Origin of the sequence: Longimicrobium sp., from assembly GCA_036377595.1 — a bacterium.
Lineage (GTDB): Bacteria > Gemmatimonadota > Gemmatimonadetes > Longimicrobiales > Longimicrobiaceae > Longimicrobium.
Window position 1 is genome coordinate 1 of sequence record DASUYB010000170.1, and the last position, 20323, is coordinate 20323.

The 20323-nt window shown below is 69.6% G+C and carries 19 protein-coding genes; 9 read left to right on the top strand and 10 right to left on the bottom strand.

The window, feature by feature from the left end:
- Positions 1-87 precede the first annotated feature (87 nt).
- The 5 genes from VF092_28425 to VF092_28445 form a co-directional block, all read right to left on the bottom strand.
- A complete protein-coding gene (locus tag VF092_28425; protein HEX6751250.1) occupies positions 88-711 on the bottom strand; it encodes an RNA polymerase sigma-70 factor in 624 nt (207 codons plus the stop codon).
- A 499-nt stretch (positions 712-1210) separates the two neighbouring features.
- A complete protein-coding gene (locus VF092_28430) occupies positions 1211-1441 on the bottom strand; it encodes a hypothetical protein (protein ID HEX6751251.1) in 231 nt (76 codons plus the stop codon).
- Positions 1442-1746: 305 nt separating this feature from the next.
- A complete protein-coding gene (locus VF092_28435) occupies positions 1747-2667 on the bottom strand; it encodes a BadF/BadG/BcrA/BcrD ATPase family protein (GenBank protein ID HEX6751252.1) in 921 nt (306 codons plus the stop codon).
- Positions 2668-2675: 8 nt separating this feature from the next.
- Positions 2676-4670, bottom strand: a complete 1995-nt coding sequence (gene nagB, locus VF092_28440; protein ID HEX6751253.1) for a glucosamine-6-phosphate deaminase — start codon at positions 4668-4670, stop codon at positions 2676-2678.
- 453 nt (positions 4671-5123) lie between these two features.
- The gene (locus VF092_28445; GenBank protein ID HEX6751254.1) at positions 5124-5351 is read right to left on the bottom strand and encodes a hypothetical protein; all 228 of its coding nucleotides are present in this window, start codon (positions 5349-5351) and stop codon (positions 5124-5126) included.
- 1423 nt (positions 5352-6774) lie between these two features.
- Between VF092_28445 and VF092_28450 the strand changes: the two genes are divergently transcribed.
- From VF092_28450 to VF092_28480, 7 genes are all read left to right on the top strand, one after another.
- Positions 6775-7983 carry a cytochrome P450 gene (locus tag VF092_28450; protein HEX6751255.1) on the top strand — a complete coding sequence of 403 codons (1209 nt, stop codon included), beginning with the start codon at positions 6775-6777 and terminating at the stop codon, positions 7981-7983.
- A gap of 279 nt (positions 7984-8262) precedes the next feature.
- Positions 8263-8673 carry a hypothetical protein gene (locus VF092_28455; GenBank protein HEX6751256.1) on the top strand — a complete coding sequence of 137 codons (411 nt, stop codon included), beginning with the start codon at positions 8263-8265 and terminating at the stop codon, positions 8671-8673.
- 363 nt (positions 8674-9036) lie between these two features.
- Entirely contained in the window at positions 9037-9450 is a 414-nt protein-coding gene (locus tag VF092_28460) for a hypothetical protein (protein ID HEX6751257.1), read from the top strand.
- Positions 9451-9671: 221 nt separating this feature from the next.
- Positions 9672-9983: a hypothetical protein gene (locus VF092_28465; GenBank protein HEX6751258.1), complete on the top strand. Its 312-nt coding sequence runs from the start codon at positions 9672-9674 to the stop codon at positions 9981-9983.
- 633 nt (positions 9984-10616) lie between these two features.
- The gene (locus tag VF092_28470; protein ID HEX6751259.1) at positions 10617-11009 is read left to right on the top strand and encodes a VOC family protein; all 393 of its coding nucleotides are present in this window, start codon (positions 10617-10619) and stop codon (positions 11007-11009) included.
- 49 nt (positions 11010-11058) lie between these two features.
- Positions 11059-11673: a hypothetical protein gene (locus tag VF092_28475; GenBank protein ID HEX6751260.1), complete on the top strand. Its 615-nt coding sequence runs from the start codon at positions 11059-11061 to the stop codon at positions 11671-11673.
- A gap of 101 nt (positions 11674-11774) precedes the next feature.
- Positions 11775-12167 (top strand): hypothetical protein, encoded by a 393-nt coding sequence (locus VF092_28480; GenBank protein ID HEX6751261.1) that lies wholly within the window; start codon positions 11775-11777, stop codon positions 12165-12167.
- Between the two features lie 122 nt (positions 12168-12289).
- Here the strand turns inward: VF092_28480 and VF092_28485 are convergent, their stop codons facing one another.
- The 3 genes from VF092_28485 to VF092_28495 all read right to left on the bottom strand — a co-directional run bounded on the left by VF092_28485 (position 12290) and on the right by VF092_28495 (position 16312).
- Positions 12290-13420 carry a serine hydrolase gene (locus VF092_28485; GenBank protein ID HEX6751262.1) on the bottom strand — a complete coding sequence of 377 codons (1131 nt, stop codon included), beginning with the start codon at positions 13418-13420 and terminating at the stop codon, positions 12290-12292.
- Between the two features lie 368 nt (positions 13421-13788).
- Entirely contained in the window at positions 13789-14340 is a 552-nt protein-coding gene (locus VF092_28490; protein ID HEX6751263.1) for a sugar O-acetyltransferase, read from the bottom strand.
- 169 nt (positions 14341-14509) lie between these two features.
- Entirely contained in the window at positions 14510-16312 is a 1803-nt protein-coding gene (locus VF092_28495) for a glycoside hydrolase family 3 N-terminal domain-containing protein (protein ID HEX6751264.1), read from the bottom strand.
- Positions 16313-16754: 442 nt separating this feature from the next.
- On the opposite strand from VF092_28495, the gene VF092_28500 reads away from it, so the two are divergent.
- Both VF092_28500 and VF092_28505 read left to right on the top strand, forming a co-directional pair.
- A complete protein-coding gene (locus tag VF092_28500) occupies positions 16755-18185 on the top strand; it encodes an aminotransferase class V-fold PLP-dependent enzyme (protein HEX6751265.1) in 1431 nt (476 codons plus the stop codon).
- A gap of 68 nt (positions 18186-18253) precedes the next feature.
- Positions 18254-19261 carry a DUF4349 domain-containing protein gene (locus VF092_28505; GenBank protein ID HEX6751266.1) on the top strand — a complete coding sequence of 336 codons (1008 nt, stop codon included), beginning with the start codon at positions 18254-18256 and terminating at the stop codon, positions 19259-19261.
- 262 nt (positions 19262-19523) lie between these two features.
- Here VF092_28505 and VF092_28510 read toward each other — a convergent pair whose 3' ends face one another.
- On the bottom strand, positions 19524-20084 hold the full coding sequence (locus tag VF092_28510) for a YceI family protein (protein HEX6751267.1): 561 nt from the start codon (positions 20082-20084) through the stop codon (positions 19524-19526).
- Positions 20085-20143: 59 nt separating this feature from the next.
- Positions 20144-20323, bottom strand: a 180-nt coding sequence (locus VF092_28515; protein ID HEX6751268.1) for a hypothetical protein, incomplete at its 5' end; no start/stop codon positions are given.

Genomic DNA, 20323 nt, shown 5'->3' on the forward strand with positions numbered 1-20323 from the left:
GCGGAGACGCGGAGTCGCGGAGAACTCACCCCGGCGATGAGTTCTCCGCGACTCCGCGTCTCCGCGTGAGGCCTTCTGTTTTCCAGGTCAGTGGAGGACGGTGGCCAGGAGAACGGCCAGGAAGGCGGCGAGCTGCGCGCGGAGGAACTTGAAGGCGCGGCCGAGATGGACCTCCACGGTCTTCACCGAGATCCCCATCGTCTCGGCGATCTCGGCGTAGCTCAGGCCGTGCTTGCGCAGGAGGACGAACGCCTCGCGGCTGCGCTCGGGAAGCTGCAGGATGGCGTGGTCGGCGGCCTCGGCCAGTTCGCGCGCCTCCACCCCCGCGTCGGACGACTCGGGCGCGGCGCCCATCGCGGGAGGACGCCCGTCGCGGACGCTCTCGGCGTGCGCGCGCTCCACCATGCGCCGGCGCCGCAGCCACGCCAGCGCCTCGTTGCGGACGGCGGTGTAGAGGTAGCTGCGCGGGGTTCCCCGGAGATTCCACTCCGCGCGCCGCTCCCAGATGCGCACGAACACGTCCACCGTCAGGTCCTCGGCCGCCTCCGGCGCCCGGACGTACCCCTCGGCGAAGGCGGCGAGACGGTCGAAATAGCGGCGGAAGAGCGCCTCGAACGCCGCCGCGTCGCCCGACTGCACGCGCGCGGCCAGCTCGCGGTCCGCGGCATCGCCAGCCTCGGGCGCGGCGGGGGGATGGAGCGGCGTGCTCACGCGGCACCTGCGCGCGCCGCGAGGATCGGACGCGTGGCAGAAGGGGAGCGGAGTTCGCCGGCGGGGGTGGTCCGGGCGGGCAGGCCGGAGGCCGGAACTGCCATCGGGAGGGGATCTCCGGCGGTCGCGGGGAGCCGAACGAAGATTGGGCGAAAAGGAAACAATTGCAGGATACGTCCACCCGGCATCCTCGTCAACGACGCGCGGAAGGCGTGCCGCCGACGGCGGCGGGCGGTTGAAACCGCGGCAACAACGACACGAAGTCCGCCTTCGCGGACTACCGGCTTCGGCTCCGCCCCGATGACGGTGCGCGCGACCAGTTCCCGCTCGGCAGAGGTTCTACCCTACCCGTCGCGCGCTCCCCGGCTTCGTCGACACCACAATCTGTAGTCCGCGAAGGCGGACTTCGTGTGGTTGTTGCAGCGAATTCATTCGCCCCGGCAAGCAAAGAAGGCCGCGCGGCGGGCGCGGCCTTCCGGATCTCCGCTGCGGCGGCGGATCAGAACGCGCCGAACGGGTTGTCGACCGCGGCGATCGAGGTCTGCACCTCGATTTCCTCGCCGCTGATGGCGGTGGTGGTGGGATCTTCCTCGCCGATGGCCTCGGTGGTGGCCTCTTCCTCACCGTAGGGCGCCGACGTCGTGGGATCCTCCTCGCCGAGCGCGAGGGTGGTGTAAGGGGTTTCCTCGCCGATGGCGAGGGTGGTCGGCTTGGGTGCAAAGGTGGACATGGACGTGCCTCCTTGGGGTGAGGAGCGGGCGAGACGCCGGTGAGAGGCGGGCGGACGGGCCGCGGCCAAGAGGCGTCCGGGGGATGGAGCACGTGTACTTACATCTCCGGAACATTAAAGCGTAAGGCCGCCTCTCTCAATCACCATCATGTTCACCTTTCCTGTATTTCGTCAACGCAATATGAGTCATTAGATGAGGGAGATGGAAAATCTTTGAAATTCTCGCATGGATACGTAGAGCCGCAGAGGATTCGTATGGCTTCCTCTGCGGCTCTGCGTCCTCTGCGTGAGATCTTTTGTTTCCGCTACACCCGCTCCGCGGCCAGCAACCTGCGCGCGTAGAGGAGCGCGCCGGCCACCGCGTCGGCCACGCCGGGGCGCACCTCGAAGGCGTACTCGTACTCCTCCAGCGAGGCGCGCACCACGTCGGCGTAGAAGTCGATCCCCAGCACCCCGCCGTGGAAGACGACGGGGACGGCGCCGCTCCACGGCTCCATCCGCCGCGCGAGCGCCACGGCGTGGCAGGCCAGCTCGCGCGCCTCGCGCTCCACCACCTGCAGCGCCACCGCGTCCCCCTGTTCCGCGGCTTCGACCACGTGCACGGCCAGCGCGCCGACCGCCGCCTTCTCCGCGCGCCCCGCCCACGGCGGGATCCCGCGCGGCGAGTCCACGTCCAGCAGCTCGAGGAACTTCGGCAGCAGGCGCGTCTGCGGGCCGCGGCCGTCGGCGGCGCGGAGGGCGGCGGCCAGGCCGTTGCGGCCCAGGCTCCACGCGCTCCCCTCGTCGCCCACCACCATCCCCCATCCCCCGCACCGCTCCACCCGCCCGTCCTCGCCGCGCGCGTAGGCCACGGAGCCGGTGCCGGCGATGATCAGGATCCCCGCCTCCCCACCGATCGCCCCCTCCAGCGCGATCTCGCCGTCGGTGACGATGCAGACGCGCTCGGCCACCTCCGCCGCGGCCAGCGCCGCCTCCACCGCGCGGCGCTCGTCCTCGTTCCCCACCCCCGCAAGGCCGGCGCAGAGGGCCACCGGCTTCTCCGCGATCCCCGCCGCGGCGAGCGCGTCGCGGACGAGGGTGGCCAGCATCTCCGCGGTCGCCACGGGGCGGCGCGGGTCGACGAGTCCCGCCGGGCCCATGCGGCGGCCCAGCTCGCGCCCGTCGTCGTCCGCGAGCGCGAGCGTCGTCTTCGTCCCTCCGCCGTCGATCCCGGCGAACACCGTCATCCCCATCCTCACGCGGTCTGTCCCCCCACCTCGCCCACCTCGTCGGGCGCGGCGCGCACCACCTGCACCCGCCCCGTCCCCCAGGCCGGGTGGTCCGTCGACCTCCGCAGCCGCGGCGCCTCGGCCAGGTCGGCGGTGGAGAGCGTCGGTCGCTCCAGCGGCTCCCCGTTCTTCCGCACCACGTAGGCCTCCATCGCGAAGTATTCCGGCAGGCCGAGCCGGTCCACGATCTTCGCCGTGGAGGTGTTGCGCTCCTCCACCCGCTGCCAGAACTCGCGGTCGTCCTGCCCGGGGAACGGCGCCTTGTCCTTCTGGCTCTGGTGCTTGTAGATGGCGAAAATCTTCAGCCTCAGCTCCTCTTCAGACAGGGGCACCAGCACGTCGGCCTCGCTCACCGGCCATTCCTGCCAGGCGCCGCGGTAGTACCACACCTCGGGCGCGTCGCCACCGTACTGCTCCAGCGCCTCGTGCACGGCCTGCAGGCACATGCGGTGGGTGCCGTGCGGGTCCGACAGGTCGCCGGCCACGAACACGATCTCCGGCCGCACCCGCTCCAGCAGCTCCAGCGTCCGCCGCACGTCCTCGGGGCCGATGGGGTCCTTGCGCACCTTCCCCGTCTGGTAGAAGGGGAGATCGAGGAAGCACGCCTGGTCGCGGCGCATCCCGAAGGTCTCGATCCCGCTCACCGCCTCGGCCTCGCGGATGCGGCGCTTGATGTCCTGCACCTCGGGGATGTCCACCTGCCCGGGACGCTTCTCGTCCAGGAAGCGCTCGATCCGCCCGGCCAGCTCCTCCACCCGCCCGTCGCCCAGCGAGAAGTCGCGGTTGAAGCGCTGCAGCCAGTCCACGTAGCGCCGCACCTCGTGGTCGAACACGGCGATGTTGCCGCTGGTCTGATAGGCGACGGTGATCTCGTTCCCGTTCTGGTGCAGCTTGTTGAGGATGCCCCCCATCGAGATCACGTCGTCGTCGGGGTGCGGGGAGAAGACGATGATGCGGCAGTCCTGCGGCAGCCGGCTCTTCCCGCGGATCTTGCTCAGCAGCCCGTTGAACACCTCGCCGTTCAGCGGCCCCGCGCTCCCGTAGCGCGCGACGAGGGAGGAGAGATGGTGCTCGCGGTAGTCCTCGGTGTCGAGCTTGAGGATCGACTTGTCCGTCACCTGGCTGAGCCAGATCACCGCCTCGGTCTCGCGCTGCCGGTCCCACCGCACCTCGCCCACGACCCACGGCGTCCTGATGCGCGTCAGGTCGGCCGCGGCCGCGGGGTCGAGGTAGAACGTCGCGTTGGGGTGATTCTGGAGATACGTCGCCGCGACATCCGGATCCGGCTCGCCCTCGACGGAGCGGCGGACGATGGCCGACTTGTGCTCGCCGGTGGCGACCAGCGCGATCTCGCGCGCCTCGAGGATCGAGGCCACGCCCATGGTGATGGCCTCGTGCGGGACGTTGTCCTCGCCGAAGAAGTCGGCCGCCGCGTCGCGCCGGGTAACCGTGTCGAGCGCGATCAGCCGCGTGCGGCTCTCCACGCCGGAGCCGGGCTCGTTGAAGCCGATGTGCCCGGTCTTGCCGATCCCCAGGATCTGGAAGTCGACGCCGCCGGCGTCGCGGATGGCCTCCTCGTACCAGCGGCAGAACTCCTCCACCTTCTCGCGCGGCACGTCGCCGGCGGGGATGTGGACGTTCTCGCGGGGGATGTTGATGTGGTCGAACAGGTTCTCCCACATGTACCGGACGTAGCTGTGGATGCTGTCCGGCGGCATGGGATAGTACTCGTCGAGGTTGAAGGTCACGACGTTGGCGAAGTCGAGCCCTTCGTCGCGGTGCAGCCGGATCAGCTCGCGGTAGATGCCGATGGGCGTGCTGCCGGTGGCCAGCCCCAGCACCGCCGGCCGCCCCGCCGCGTTGCAGTCGCGGATGATGGCGGCGATGCGCTCGGCGATGGTCCGGGCGATCTGGTCGTACTCGACGATGACGACGGGAACGCGCTCGCGGGTCTGCGCCATTGGGGGTCCCAGGTCGGGTTCTGCGTGATCTGACAACGGTTTCGCGGACCTTCCACGGGCTGCACGCATCGGGCCAGCGCCCGGGCACGGGCAGGCGGGAGACGGCCCGGAGATAAGAGTCCCGGCGCGGCGCGGACCCTTACTCATACCGGATTGGTCGAGTGACTGTGAATTCGATACCACGAATGGTGGAATCACACGGAGGGAACGGAGGGAACCCGGTCAGTCCTCCGTTACCTCCGTTCCCTCCGTGTGATTCGCTGCTGTTGAGATCACCTGGGAATGCACAACCAATATGCCGAAGGCGCCGTGCCGTGTCCGCCACCCCGCGCTGCGCGCGACCCTCCCCAGACCTGCCTGGGAGGAGGGTGGGTGAAGACTTCGGAATTCGCGCGTCGGCGACTGGCACGGGCGCGGTCTGCGGAGGCGCGCTCGGCCGTCGTCGCCGCGACTTCATCCGTCGAACGGGATCTCGCAGATGCAGACGCCCTGTGGGGTGCACCGGCCGGTCGCCTCCGGGTGGAACGTCTGGCAGTACGCCGTGCAGCCCGCGGTGGTGCAGAATCGGGCGGAATCGGCCTGCGCCGGTCCGGCCAGCGCCCGCTGCGCGCCGAAGCCGAGCGCGGCCGTGGCGGCGGCGGCCAGCACCGTCGCCCGGACGAGGTTCAGCGTCCTCTTCATGGCTCTCCTCCCACGTCGGATCTTGCCGCCACGTCCCGGCGGCTGGGGGACGGCGGGCCAGATCCCGCGGCCCGATCATTAATAAGCAGGTTTGAGATAAAACCCGCTGAAAATTTCTCCCTCCATGTCGTAAACGGCGTGCGACAGGCGACCGCCCCCGTCTTCGGGCCGATCAGCAGCGCGCCGAAGAGGCGCACTGCACCCGTTGGCGGCGGCGCGGCGGAGGGCCCGCCAGGCGCGGGCCAGACGTGGTCGACTCACGCGTGGTCGGCCTGACCATCGGCAGCAGGGGATGCGGGGCCGTCCCGCTACCGGCTCGAGTGATCGGCGGCAGCGAGCAACCAACCGTTCAGGGACATTCATGTCCCGGAGAGGCCCACCTGTCACAACCGCGGAACCGGCATCGAGGCTCCGTTCATCGAGGCGCGACAACGATTTCCGCATTCATCCGCGCGAGCGGCCTCCCGGTGCGGATGATGCCTACGGTAACACCGGACGCACGAGGACCTACCTACCCGCCTCGTCCACCTACCCCGAACCGTTCGACAGTTGCTGGATTCCAAGGAAAAGGACGCGCCGGGCCATTCCCGGGTTCGGTTCACGGTCGGGTGACGAAGACCGTAGACACCGCGGGCCGGGACTGTAAATCCTGACAATCATTTCAGAAGTCATCAGGACACGACCATTCAGCATGACGAGGGGCAACTGTCATCGCTCTCGTATTGCTGCCACGTCCTTACCTTTCATCAGGAGGACTACAGTCATGCGTGTAACTGCCACCCGTGCACCGCAGGGAGTCGTCTGCAATGGCCAGCCTTCGCGGCCGGCAGAAGCAAACGGAGTTACCGTGATCGTGCAGGAAACCGCCGATGAAGTCGTGCGGGGAATCATCACCGCAACCGTCTATGAGCTCGACAGCATTGATACCCTTATCCTGGATGGGATCGACCTGAGACGAATTTTTCCGCCCTATTCTCATCAGGTCAGTCCTCTTCCTCCGTTGCATCCCCTGCCGGGGAGCATTCACGGTGCGCTTCCCGCGGACATGCAGAGCCGGGGGCCCATGCTCGATCGCGGAGGAGACTCCGAGAGACGGGCTCTCCCGGCGGGTGCACATCCCGACGCGGTGCGGTGGGCCAGCCTCAACCCTTATCTCAGTCCCTCCCCCAATACGCGGTTTTCGATCCAGCGGTGCATCGGATTTGGAAGCCACTGGACTAGTTTGGCTCGCTGGATCCAGTATGTTCTGCCCCGGGTGCCACATGGCAACGTCCAGAGTATTTCGGCGCCGCCATTGCCGTCCCGAGCGCATTGACGGAATGGGAACAGGGAGTTGTCGAAGGAGTCGTGCATGTCCGAATCCACTGCATCGACCCGGGTTTCGTCGGCCTGCGGGCGGGAGCACTCCCCGCTCACCTCGCCGATGCTCGACGATCCTCGGCCGTTCTTCGCGCGCGCCCGCCGTGAGGAGCCCGTCTTCTGGAGCGAGTCGCTCGGCCTCTGGGTGGTGACCCGCTACGACGACGTCTGCGCCGTCGCGCGGGACGCAGCGCGGTTCTCGTCCGTCGATTCGATCACGCCCAGGCCCAGCACCGATCCTCCCCCGCCGGAGCTGCTCGCCGAGCTGGTCAAGGGCTTTCCGATGCTCCCGAGCCTGGTGACCAGCGATCCGCCCGCGCACACCCAGGCGCGGGCCCTCGTCACCCGCGCCCTCTCGCTCCGCCGGCTGGCCGCGTTCGAGCCGGTCCTCCGCGAGATCGCGGAAGGGCTGGTGGAGACGTTCGCCGCGCACGGCCGGGTGGAGCTGGTGGAGGCGTTCGCCATCGCCCTGCCGGGGAACTTCATCATCGACCTGCTCGGCCTGCCGAAGGAGGACCTCGCGCAGGTCAACCACTGGCAGACCGACAGCACCGAGATCTTCGCCATGCAGAAGCCGCTCGCGCAGCTCGTCGAGCACGCGCGCGGCTTCGTCGCGTTCCAGCACTACCTCGCTGCGGCCATCGAGGAGCGGCGCGCGAGGCCCCGCGACGACGCCCTCACCGACATCGTCGCCGGCGCGGACGCGCTCGACCGGCCGTTCGAGATGCCCGAGCTCATCAACATGCTCCTCCAGGTGATCTTCGCCGGCTACGAGACGGCGGCCGGCCTCATCGCCGCCGGCGCCTACCAGCTCGCGCTCGATCCGGAGCTCTTTTCCGCGGCGCGGAACGACCCGGCGGTCATCCCGCCGCTCGTCGAAGAGGTGCTCCGCACGGCCTCGCCGATCCACGCCATGTACCGCACCGCGAACGAGGACGTGCAGCTCGGCGGCGTGCGGATCCGGAAGGGCGACCGCCTGCAGATCGCGTACATCTCGGCCAACCACGACGAGCGCCGCTTCGAGGACCCGCACCGCTTCGACATCCACCGCACCACGCCGCACCTCGCGTTCGGGCACGGGATCCACTACTGCATCGGCGCCCCGCTCGCGCGGCTGGAGGGCCGCATCGCGCTGGAGGTGCTGACGCAGCGCCTGCCGAACCTGCGCCTGGTGCCGGACCAGAAGCTCTCCTGGTTCCCCAGCGCCACCGCCCGGCGCCTCGAATCTCTCGAGCTCGCGTGGGACCTCGGACCCGCAAATCGGCGCGCCTGATAGCAGATCCCCAAAAAGACCTGGCACGCAGGGCAGCAGAGGCAGCGGAGGTGAGTTCTCTGCTGCCTCTGCTGCTCTGCGTGAGACCTGTTGTTTTTTCAGGCTGCAGGGATGCGGGCTGTATATGCTTTGGACCAATGACAAGCTTGCGCGCCGGCCCCGGACTCCTGACCCTTGTGTCGTCAGGCCGCGACCCGAATTGCGCTCAGCCAGCGTCCTCGGCGACCCGGTCCTCGTTCTCGGTCGGGCGCCGCCAGTGCCCCATCCGCGGAGGTGGCTATGAAGACCCATCGAACCCTCGTGGCCCTTACGATGGCGAATCTCGTGCTGCTCCTTTTCAATCTCGCAGAACGAGTACGCCCGGCCATGGCGCAGGACGAGCTGCCCGTGCTTCGCGGGCGTGGGCTCGAGATCGTCGACGCACGTGGCCGCGTGCGGGCCAGCATCAGCGTTCTGCCACCCAGTGCATCGGAGGCGGGACGTGGATCGTCGGAAACCGTGCTCCTTCGCCTGATCACCGAGCGCGGCCGCCCGTCGGTCAAGATCGGCGCCTCCGAGATCCAGTCGGGGCTCAGCTTTGCCGGACCCACGGGGACGCGAGAGACCTACGTGATCCTCGAGGCCCGGGGTACGAGCCCTTCGATGAAGCTGCACGCCGAAGACGGCCACGAGCAGATCTTGAGGCCGTGAAGGCCGTGCGCGCTCGTCTCGCGTGATCGGCCCGACGAGCCGTTGCAGCTGATGAGGCGGCGTGCGTCGTGGGGTGCGCGGTTCCCCGTGCCGGCCGGCGTCGCGGAGGATCCCGTGCGCTCTCCGACCTTTCGATTTCTCGCGTGGCTCGCCCCGCGGAGTGGGGGTGCGCGCCGGCGGAGCGGGGCGCGGCCAGCCGCCTGACAAACGGCTGCAGGGGATGCGGGGTCGTCCATGATTTCGCGGACAAGGCCCATGAGCGGCCCCGCACCCCCGAGGCACATTCCCCTGGGCTGCCTGCGAGCGCTTCCACATTGGTGGCATGCCGTTGCGAAATCGTCACCTTTCTCCGAGGGCTGACCCATGCAGACAGCAGCTACGTGCGAGTCCATCGAGCGGCTCAGGGAGGCAAACGACAGCCTCAAGGTTGTTGTCAACAGCCTCCGGCAGGCGAATAGTCTGCCCGAAGGGATAAACACTGCGATTGTCGCGGTGGGAGCAGTCATGGCAATGGTTGGCGGGCTATGGCTCGTGCATGCCCACCTTCGCAGTCGATCCTTTGAAGCAAACTCGCTGAAGGCATTGGGACTGATACTTTTCCTCCCGACCCTGTTGATGATTTCCGTTCTGAACGACAGGCTCCAATCGGAGGCGCTTGCGGCACTCCTGGGCACGGTCGCTGGCTATGTTCTGTCACAGGCCCGGCCCAGGAATGATCTTGAGCCGCGATCCAGGGATGATTCTGCACCACCATCGAAGCCGGAAGCCGGCGTGTGAACCTGCGATGGGTTGGTCGTTCCCGGAGAACCATGGAGTGGCGAGTGCGGGACCGTCCATGATTTCGCGGGCAAGGCCATGAGCGGCCCCGCGCCCCTGACCTCCTGGCCAGGGAAAAGAAAGGAGGTGATGAAGGATGAAATGAAGAACGAGGAATGACAGAAGTCGAAAGTCATGCCGGATCCCTCATTTCGCATCAGTAACAACGTAAGGAGACGACAATGGCCACGCTGGAACTGAAGACGCTGCGTTGTATCCGCAAGCAGGACGTCACGGGCAAGGACGAACCGCGCATCAAGGTGGACGGCGTTCCGGTCTGGAACGGGGTCGTGGCGAAGGACGGTTCGGTCGAAATCGGCGTGACCGTCCCGTTCGAGGACCAGGTCCCCGTGATCGCGGAGGAGATGAACAACACCAAGCCCAAGCAGATCGGGGCCGCCGTCATCGTGCGCGAGAGCGGGAACCCGAAGTTCATGACCTTCAAGACGTCGGGCGCCTGGTACGAGGTCGACTTCGAGGTGACGGAGCCTTGAAGGTGCCAGACACCGGGCATGCAGCGGACGTCGGCATATCCCCACGAACGGTCGGCAACCCGGGCTGAGTTCCGCGCAGGGATTGGGTACCCAGCCCGGCCGCGTCACTGATGTCGGCCGCCAGGCCGCTCGGCGAATCGTCGGCAGCCGCAGGGAGATCCCTCCTGCGGCTGCCGTGTGTCGAGCGCGGGATCCGCAGTTCCAAGGAGCGACGCCAGAGCTCCCTGACCGGATCCATGATCGGGCGCGGGACCCTGGCTTCCAGCCGCTGACGGGCCTTCGTTATCCTATCCGCGTCCGCGACCGGCGCGTATTTTCCGGCCTCGCCGGTCGTGAGAAGCCGATGTGCCGTCAGCCTCCACGCTCGATGTGACATGCTGAGAATCTCGTACCTTGCTGCTCTGTTGATCGTCGTGTGCTCGGGCTCCCTTCGCGCTCAGGCTCCAGCCTGGAAGTGGACATCGACCGCCACGACACCGTGGGACCTGTCTCCCCCGAGCGCGGCAGCCGCCCCATCCCGGCCGGCTCGGATCGGCTGAGCCAGGCCTGAAAACTTCTTTCGGCCGATACCGCTGATTTTCGCGCAGCCGCTGTTCCCGACGACGATGATCCGGATCTGAGGAAGGAGCCAAGATGCCGAAGGAGCTCCCCGGAGCGGTGCCCGAGATTCCCGTGAGCGACATGGAAGCCGCTCTCGCGTACTACAAGGACTGCCTGGGCTTCAGCGTCGACTGGGGCGGCAAGGATGGCGGCATAGCGGGTGTCTCCCGGGGGCAATGCCGGATCTTCCTCACTGACCATCCTTTCCGAGCGCAGCATGGAAATTCGTCCCCTGTCGTCACGTGGCTGAACCTCGACAGCAAAGCCGCGGTCGACGCACAGCACGAAGAGTGGAAGGTGAGCGGCGCCACGATCATGTCCCCACCAGAGTCGAAGCCGTGGATGCTCCACGAGTTCACCGCCGTCGACCTGGATGGCAACGTGTTCCGGGTCTTCTACGACTTCTCGAGAGACAGCGACGCCTGACCCTCCCATCGAGCGGACAGACCCGGGGGAGGGGGGCAGGGAGGTCTGAGTGAGTGAGAGTCTACCGCGACTTGAGGTCAGACGCCGATCGGGGAGCGAGCCGTTCACCTGCGGTGGCGCGCCGACCGACTTCAACCTGCTCGGTTTCTGGCAGTGGGCGAGCTCGGATCTCGCGAGCAATGTCCTGCGCGGCGTACTCGCTGAATATCTCGTGGCCCAGGCCCTTGGTGTGGCCTCCGGTCTCCGTGACCCGTGGCAGGCATACGACCTCGTAAGCCCCGGCGGGCTCACGATCGAGGTCAAGTCGGCGGCCTACCTCCAGAGCTGGTGGCAGCGCTCGCACTCGGCCATCAACTTCACCGTCCGGGAGACGCGCGCCTGGAGCGCGGAGACGAACGCGCTGGCATCCACGGCACAACGGCAGGCTGCGCTCTACGTTTTCGCCCTTCTCGGCCATCTCGACAAGCCGACGCTCAACCCACTCGACCTCGACCAATGGGAGTTCTACCTGGTCCCGTCGCGGACACTCACCGAGCAGGTCGGAGCGGCGAAGCAGTTGAGCCTCAAGCGCCTCCTCGCACTGGGTCCGGACAAGGCAGGATTTAGCGAGTTGGGCGCCGCGATCCGGCGGTTCGAACGCGAGTTGCTGCCCGCGCCCACCTGACAACCGGCTGCAGCCTGACCACGCGCCGAAGGTGACGTGCAGCCACGCATCTGCGCGCGCCTTGCTGTTCATCGTCAGGCGCTCCTCCTGCGGAGGCGACCATGCAAAGCCTCTCCGACAGCCTCTTTCGCACCTCCGAGCTCATCCGCTACGTGGCGCTCTACCAGCACGGGCAGCTCCACCTCGCGGAGCGTCCCGGCCTCCGCGCGCCGAGCGCCTCGGAGTCCGACCGCTACGAAGAGCTCATCGTGAACCCGGCCGTGCTGGTGCTGACGCGGCAGCGAGGCGAGATCGACTGCGGCGGCCTGGAGTACGTGCTGATCCGGTACGGCAGCTTCTTCCAGCTGGTGCACGCGATCCCCGGCGGCCACCTTTCGGTGGCGTTCGAGCCGGAGGCCAACCCGCTGACGCTGCTGGACGGTGTACGGAGAATCGCCGCGGAGCATGGTCTACGACTCGGCGGCTCGGAAGATCGCGCCCCACCATCGAAGTAGCCGCGAGCGAAGCGAGCCCCCGTCCCTCCCCCAGGCTGTTTTGGGGGAGGGACAGGCGCGAAGCGCCAGGGAGAGGGCATCGGCGGCGCGGGCCGCTGGAGATCGCGCCGAGACGCGTCTCCTTACCGCCCCCGCGCCTCCCAGTCGATCAGCGGCGCGTCGAGGATCGCGCTCTGCACGGCGTCGGCGACGGCGCGGCGGAGCGCGGTGTGCTTCTGGTTGTCGCTCGTGGGGTTCACGCGGTTGGTGAGGATGACCACGAACAGCCCGCGCTCGGGATCGATCCAGATGGACGTGCCCGTGTAGCCGGTGTGCCCGAAGCTGCGCGGGCCGAAGTAGCGCCCGGCCGACGAGTTGTTCGACGGCGTGTCCCACCCCAGCGCGCGGCTGCTGCGCGGGAACTCGGGCGACGTCCACCGCGCCACCGTGGCGGGGCGGAGGATGCGCGCGCCGCCGTACTCGCCGCCGTTCAGCAGCATCTGCGCGAACACGGCCATGTCGCGCGCGCTGCTGAACAGCCCCGCGTGCCCCGCCACGCCGCCCATCGCCCACGCGTTGGGGTCGTGCACCTCGCCCCAGATGTGCCCGCGCGCCGAGTCCACCTCCGTCATCGCGATGCGCGGCCGCAGCGACGGGTCGGGGCGGAAGCGCGAGTCGCGCATCCCCAGCGGCTGGAAGATGCGCTCGGCGGCGAAGCGGTCCAGCGGCTCGCCGGTGATGCGCTCGACCACCAGCCCCGCCAGCACCAGGTCCCAGTCGCTGTAGATGGTCTGCGTGCCGGGCGCGTACCGGAGCGGCCGCGCGGAGATCTGCTCGAGGTACTGCTCGCGCCCGCGGAACTGGCGGTGCAGCGGCGCGAACGCCTCGAAGCCGCCACGGTGCGTCAGGATCTGGCGCACGGTGATGTGCTGCTTGGCCGTGTCCGCCAGCCCGGGGAGATACCAGCTCACGCGCTGGTCCAGGTCCAGCCGCCCCTCCTGCTCCAGGATCGCCGCCGCCGTCGTGGTGGCGACGACCTTGGTGACGGACGCCATGTCGAAGAGCGTGCTGTCCGTCACCGGCGGCGAGCCGGGCGCCCAGTCGATGGCGCCGTAGCCGCGCAGGTGCAGCAACCGCCCCCATCGCCCCACGGCGATGGCGATCCCGCTGGCCGCGTGGTCGGCGATCGCCGCGTTCGCCAGCGAATCCAGCCGCGCTGGCAGCCCCGCCTCCATCCCCACCTCCCCAGGCGCCGCGCCCACGAGCGTGCCCACGGGCGCCATCCGCGCGGGCGCAGGGGGAGCGGGCGGCAGAACGGGCACAGGCGCGACGGCCGGCCGCGGCGTACACGCGGCGAGCGCGGAGATGGAGATGACGAGCAGTGGGAAATGTCTCACGATTCAGTTGGATGCTGGTGCGTTCGCCCGCCGGGTGGGCCCTCTCCCTGGCGCTTCGCGCCTGTCCCTCCCCCAAAACCAACTGGGGGAGGGACCTGGGCTCGCTTCGCTCGCGGCTGGTTCGATCGCACGCCGAAGCCCGTCGCGCCACCGAAATATCGCTCGTCCGATAGTCGTCCGCGAAAGGCGCACCTAGCGTGGTTGTTGCCGCGATCGTGCGCCGACAACACGCGACTCCTGCGAGATCACACATTCCGCAGCACGCGGCACGGGTTCCCCGCGGCGACGACGTTCGGCGGCAGGTCGCGCGTCACCACGCTGCCCGCGCCGACCACCGTGTTCGCGCCGATGGTGACACCGGGAAGCAGGATCGAACCGCCGCCGATCCACACGTTGTCACCGACGGTGACGGGCCGCGCCCACTCCACGCCCGCGCGGCGCAGCTCCGGCTCGACGGGATGGCCGGCCGTGTAGATCTGCACCGCCGGCCCGATCTGCACGTCCGCGCCGAGGGTGACGAGGTTGCAGTCCAGGAACACGCAGTCGTAGTTGACGAAGGTGTTCCGCCCCATCCGCACGTTGTAGCCGTAGTCGCAGCGGAACGACGGCATCACCATGCACCCCTCGCCCAGCCCGCCGAACAGCTCGCGCAGCACCGCCGCGCCCGCCGCGGCATCCTCGCCCGCGACGGCGTTGAAGCGCGTCACCAGCCGCAGCGCCCGCCCCCGCTCGGCGACGAGCTCGGGGTCCGTCGCGCGGTACGGCTCGCCCGCGAGCATCTTCTCCTTCTCCGTCATCCCCTCACCCGCCCTCAGAGAGCCGATCCAGGCAGCTGCGAGCGAAGCGAGCCCAGGTCCCTCCCCCAGTCGGTTTTGGGGGAGGGACAGGCGCGAAGCGCCAGGGAGAGGGCGCCGCGCGGCGGCCGCGCCGGCTCTTCTCCCTTGGGCGCTCCCATCTCGGGCTCCCCTACCTCCCCGCCCGCATGATCCCCGTCCCCCGTGCCACGCCCGCCATGATCGTTACCGGCAGGCGGCCGCCGATGGGCGCCTGGCCCAGCAGCGCGCGGGCGGCGGCCTCCTGGCAGACGGCCTCGGGGCCCCATGCCAGCACGTACGCGGGGACGGAAGGGAACGCGCGCAGCAGGTACGGACTGCCGAAGGATACGACCACCACCGCCCGCCCCGATCGCGCCAGCGACTCCACGAACGCGCTGAAGCCGCCGCCGGCCTCCACCGAGCCGCGGTACTGCACGGGATTGACGTACGCGGAGATCACGACCACGTCCGCCGCGCCCGCGCGCTGGCGCAGCACCGCGAACTCCGCCGCGCCGGTGCGGCTGGTCACGCGCGCGGCCTGAACGGCGCGGCCCCCGCCGGCCAGCGTGGCGTTGAACGCGCCGCCCGTCGTCCCCCCGTCCGCGTAGGTGATGGAGAGGATGCTCCGCGCGCCGGCGGCGAACGGCACCAGCCCCCTGGCGTCACGCACGAGCGTGATGGAGCGCTGCGCCACCTCCGCGGCCAAGCGCCGGTGCTGCGTGGCGCCGACGGTGCGCTGCATCGCCGCCGGGTCAGCGATGCGCTGGTCCTGCAGCCGCAGGCGCGACTTGGCGGCCAGGATGCGCCGCACCGACTCGTCGATCCGCGCTTCCGTGATCCGCCCGTCGCGAACGGCGCGCTCCACCGCGTCCAGCACGCCGGGGATGTCCTCGGGCTGCAGCAGGATGTCGGCGCCGGCCTGGATCGCGCGCACGGCCGCATCCCCCTGCCCGTAGCGGCTGGTCAGCCCGCGCATGTTGAACGCGTCGGTGGAGACCAGGCCGCGGAAGCCCATCTCGCCGCGCAGGATCTGCCCCGTCACCTTCGGGCTGATGGACGACGGCACCTCGTCGCCCGCCACGTTGGGGACGGCGATGTGCGCCACGAGCATCCCGTCCATCCCCGCGGCGATGGCGGTGCGGAAGGGCGGCAGGTCCACCGCGTCCAGCCGCGCGCGGTTCGCGCCGACGGTCGGAAGCGACATGTGCGAGTCCGTATGCGTGTCGCCGTGTCCCGGAAAGTGCTTCCCCATGGCCAGCAGCCCGCCCGCGTGCACCCCGCGCACGTAGTCCGCCGCGAAGCGCCCGACCGACACCGGGTCCTCGCCAAAGGAGCGGGTGTTGATGATGGGGTTCTGGGGATTGGAGTTGACGTCCAGCACGGGCGAGAGCGTCATCCCCAGCCCCACGGCGCGCCCTTCGAGCCCGATCACCTTCCCCACCTCGAACGCCAGCGAATCCGAACCGGTCGCCGCGAGGCCCATTACGGGCGGGAAGTCGGTCCCCGTCCCCAGCAGCCGCATCCCCGGCCCGCTCTCCAGGTCGCTGACCATCAGCAGCGGCACGCGGGCGCGGCGCTGCAGCGCGTTCAGCTTTCCCGCCAGCTCGCCGGGCGCGCCGTTGGAGATGATGAAGCCGCCCACGCGGTCGCGCTCCACCCAGCGGTAGGGCTGCGCCATCTCCGCCGAGCCCTCGCCGGAGAAGCGGCCGCTGATCCACGCCAGGATCATCTGCCCGGCCTTCTCGCGCACCGAAAGCGAACGGAGCGTGCGCTCCACCCACTCGTCGTTCGCGGGCGCCACCGCGGACCAGCGCGGCGGCGGCGTGTGCGCCGGTTTGGTGACGACGGTGGCGGCTTCGGCGCGCGCCAGCATGGGCGCGGGCGCCGGCTGTCCGGCCGAGCACGCCAGGAGCGCGGCGGCCGCCAGGGACCAGGTGCGGAGTCGGGTCGGCAACGTGTTCACTGAACGGGTGTGAGCCGGAATCTGAACGCCCGGTGAACGTCCAGTCAAACGCGGTGCCACCGCACGAACCCGGCCGGCCGCACGTAAGTCGTTGGGGTGATTGGGGGATGGCGATTGGATCGGACGTGCACGCGGGGTGCGGTGGAGCACGAGGGAGCGGGGGCGGTTGAAACCGCGGCAACGACCACACGAAGTCCGCCTTCGCGGACTACCAGCATCGGCGCGACGGCGATGGAGGTGCGCGCGACCAGTATCTGCGTATGTTTGGCGCGCCGGACTGCACGACGCGATCGAAGCAGCCGCGAGCGAAGCGAGCCCCCGTCCCTCCCCCAGTCGGTTTTGGGGGAGGGACAGGCGCGAAGCGCCAGGGAGAGGGCCCCGCCCGGCGGACGCACGGCGACGAATCCCGACCTCTCGCAATCGACGAATCTCGATGTCATCGATCCCGAACCCGACGCTCCAGCTTACGCCGGAGGAGATGCGTGCCCTCGGCTACCGCGTGGTGGACGCCATCGTCGACCACCTCGCGCACCTGCACGAGCGGCCCGTGGCCGGCGGCGCCACCCGGGCGGAGATGGAAGCGCGGCTGCGCGAGCCGGCGCCGGAGGAAGGCGCCGGCTGGGAAGCGGCGCTCGAGCGTGCCCGCCACGACGTGTTCGGGCCGATGGGGCACATCGACCACCCGCGCTTCTTCGCCTACGTCCCCGGCCCGGCGAACTTCGTCGGCGCCATGGCCGACGCGCTGGCCAGCGGGATGAACCCCTTCGCCGGGGCGTGGGCGGTCGCCGCGGGGCCGGCCGAGACGGAGCTGGTGACGGTAGACTGGCTGCGGCAGATCTGCGGGCTCCCCGACGGCGCCGGCGGCGCGTTCGTCAGCGGCGGCTCGATGGCCAACCTCACCGCGCTGGCGGTGGCGCGGCAGCAGCGCTTCGGCGCGGGCGACTTCTCGCGCGCGGTGATCTACGCGTCGGACCAGACGCACTCGTCCGTGGCGCGAGGAGCGCGCGTCCTCGGCTTCGCGCCCGAGCGGCTGCGGCTGCTGCCGTCGGCCGGCGACTGCCGCCTCGATCTCCATGCGCTGGCGGAGGCGATGGCGCGGGACCGCCGCGACGGGCTGGTCCCCTTCTGCGTGGTGGCCAACGCGGGAACGACGAACACGGGCGCCGTCGATCCCCTCCCCGGGATCGCGGAGATCTGCCGCGCGGCCGGCGTGTGGATGCACGTCGACGGCGCGTACGGCGCGGCGGCGGCGCTCACCGCGCCGGGCCGTGAACTGCTGCGCGGGCTGGGGGAGGCCGATTCGGTGTCGCTGGACGCGCACAAGTGGCTCTTCCAGCCCGTCGAGTGCGGGGTCGTCCTCGTCCGCCACGCGTGGGCCCTGCGCGACACCTTCCGCGAGGTTCCCGAATACCTGAAGGACAGCGACCTCTCCGCCGAGGAGGTCAACTTCCGCGACTGGGGCGTGCAGCTGACCCGCGGCTTCCGCGCGTTCAAGCTCTGGCTGTCGATCCAGGCGTTCGGCCTGGGCGCATTCCGAGCGGCCGTCGATTGGGGAATCCGCCAGGCGGAGATCGCCGAGGAGGCGCTCCGTGCCTCGCCGGAGTGGGAGATCGTCACTCCCGCGCAGCTCGGCATCGTCACCTTCCGCCGCGTCGCCGCGGGGATGGACGGCGGCGCCATCGACGCGCTGCAGCGACGCATCGCCGCGGAGATGGTGCGCAGCGGCTGGGCGATGCTGAGCACCACCGTTCTCCGCGGCTCTGCCGTGCTGCGCCTGTGCACCATCAATCCCCGCACGACGGAGGGGGACGTGCGCGAGACCGTCCGCCGCCTGGGCGAGATCGCGCGCGCCGCCGCCGGGTGACGGTCAGAATCCCCATCCCCCGCCCCGTTCCACCACGAACCATCTTCCTTCCACCGGGCCACATCGCCATGCGCACACTGACCAGGATCTTCGCGGTGCTCGCGCCGCTCCTGCTCGCCGGATGCAGCAAGGACGCGGGCAGCTCCCTCGAGCGCGAGCAGGTCGTCGACCTGGACGTCCCCGCCGAGGCGCCCAAACCCGGGGGCACGGCCAGTCCGGCGACGCCCGCGGACGTCGCCAGGCAGGTCGGGCAGGGCGGCGCCCGGCCCGACACGGCCGGCGGCCCGCCGACCGCGCCGGGCACCGACAGCGTGATCCCGCAAATGATCATCCGCGAGGGCACGGCCACGGTGCGGGTGGACTCGCTGGAGATCGCCATCGCGCAGGTGCAGCAGCTGGCGCAGCGGCTGGGCGGCTACGTGGCCAACACGAGCATGCGGACCGGCGCGGAGAACGCGCGCGAGGCCTCTCTGGAGCTGAAGATCCCCAGCGCGCGGTGGGACCAGGCGCTGGGCGGACTGAAGCCGGTCGGCAAGCTGGAGTCGCAGCAGACCAGCACCGAGGACGTGGGCGAGGAGTACGTGGACGTGACCGCGCGGATGCAGAACGCGCGGCGGCTGGAGGAGCGGCTGGTGACGCTGCTCGCGACGCGAACGGGCCGGCTGGAGGACGTGCTGGCGGTGGAGCGCGAGCTGGCGCGCGTGCGCGAGGAGATCGAGCGCTACGAGGGCCGCCTGCGCTACCTGCGCAGCCGTGTCTCCATGAGCACGCTCACCGTGGTCCTGCACGAGCGCTACCCGGTGCTGAGCCCGGGGCACAACCCGATCGTGGACGCGTTTGCCGAGGCGTGGCGGAACTTCGTGGGCTTCCTGGCCGGGTTCATCGCCATGCTGGGATGGCTGGTGCCGCTGGTGCTGGTGCTCGGCGCCATCCTCTGGGTGCTGCGCTGGTTCTGGCGCCGCGCCGGCCGCAACCGAGCGCCCGACGCGCACGGACCCGGCCTGTTCGGCCGTCACCGCGGCCCGCCGCCGGCACCGCCCGCCGCGCCGCCAGCAGGCCCGCCGCCGGCGCCGTAGCACTCGGCGTGGGGGAGGGGTTCGGAGCGGCGAGGATGAATCCTGCCCGCCAGAGGTGGCCCCCTCCCCGGCCCTCCCCCGCTGCGCAGGGGAGGGGAGAACAGCAACTAACCGCGGCGCTGGGTTGCAGTTACCTCTCCCAGCAGTTTGGGAGAGGTCGAAAAACGGAGTGGTCGAGACGGCTGTTTTGTCTCGACCACTCCGTTTTTCGGGTGAGGGCCTCGCCGAGGCGCGGCCCTCACTCAGCACTCAGCACTGCAGTTTACGCCCGCACCGCCTGCACCTCGACCGAGATCTTGATCTCGTTGCCGACCAGGATCCCACCCGTCTCGAGCGCCTGGTTCCAGGTGAGGCCGAAGTCGCGGCGGTCGATCTTGCCGGTGGCGCTGAAGCTCACGCGCTCGCCGCCCCACGGGTCCTTGCCGCGGCCGTCGTACGTCACCTCGAGCGTCACCGGGCGCGTGGTGCCGCGGATGGTCAGGTCGCCGGTGAGCTGGAAGGTGTCGCCGACACGGTCCACCGCGCCCTCCACCTTCGTGCTGGTGAAGGTGATCTTCCCGAAGTTCTCGGCGTCCAGGAAGTCGGCCGAGCGCAGGTGGTCGTCGCGCTGGCCCACGCCGGTGTTGATGCTGGCCACGCCCAGCTCGGCCGTCGCGAACGAGCGGTCGGGGCTGGTCTCGTCCATGTGGATCTCGCCCGCCACGTCCGTGAAGCGGCCCTTCACCGTCGTGATCATCATGTGCTTCGTCGAGAACTCGACGAGGCTGTGGGTCGGGTCGATGTTCCAGGTCGTCACGGTCGTCGGGTTCGTGGTGGTGGTCATGGTTCGCATCTCCAGAGTGAGTATCTTGTTGCCTAGATATCAGGGAACGAAAGAAACCATCATGGCTGGTCCTGGGCGTGCTGCCCCAGGCGCTTGAGCAGCGCGGTCATCGTGCGCTGCTCTTCCTGCGTGAGTCCCGCCATCGCCGCCTCGACCACCGCGGCATGGTCGGGAAACACCCCGTCGATGAGGGCGTGTCCCTCGTCGGTGAGCTCCACGTAGAGGGCCCGCCGGTCGGT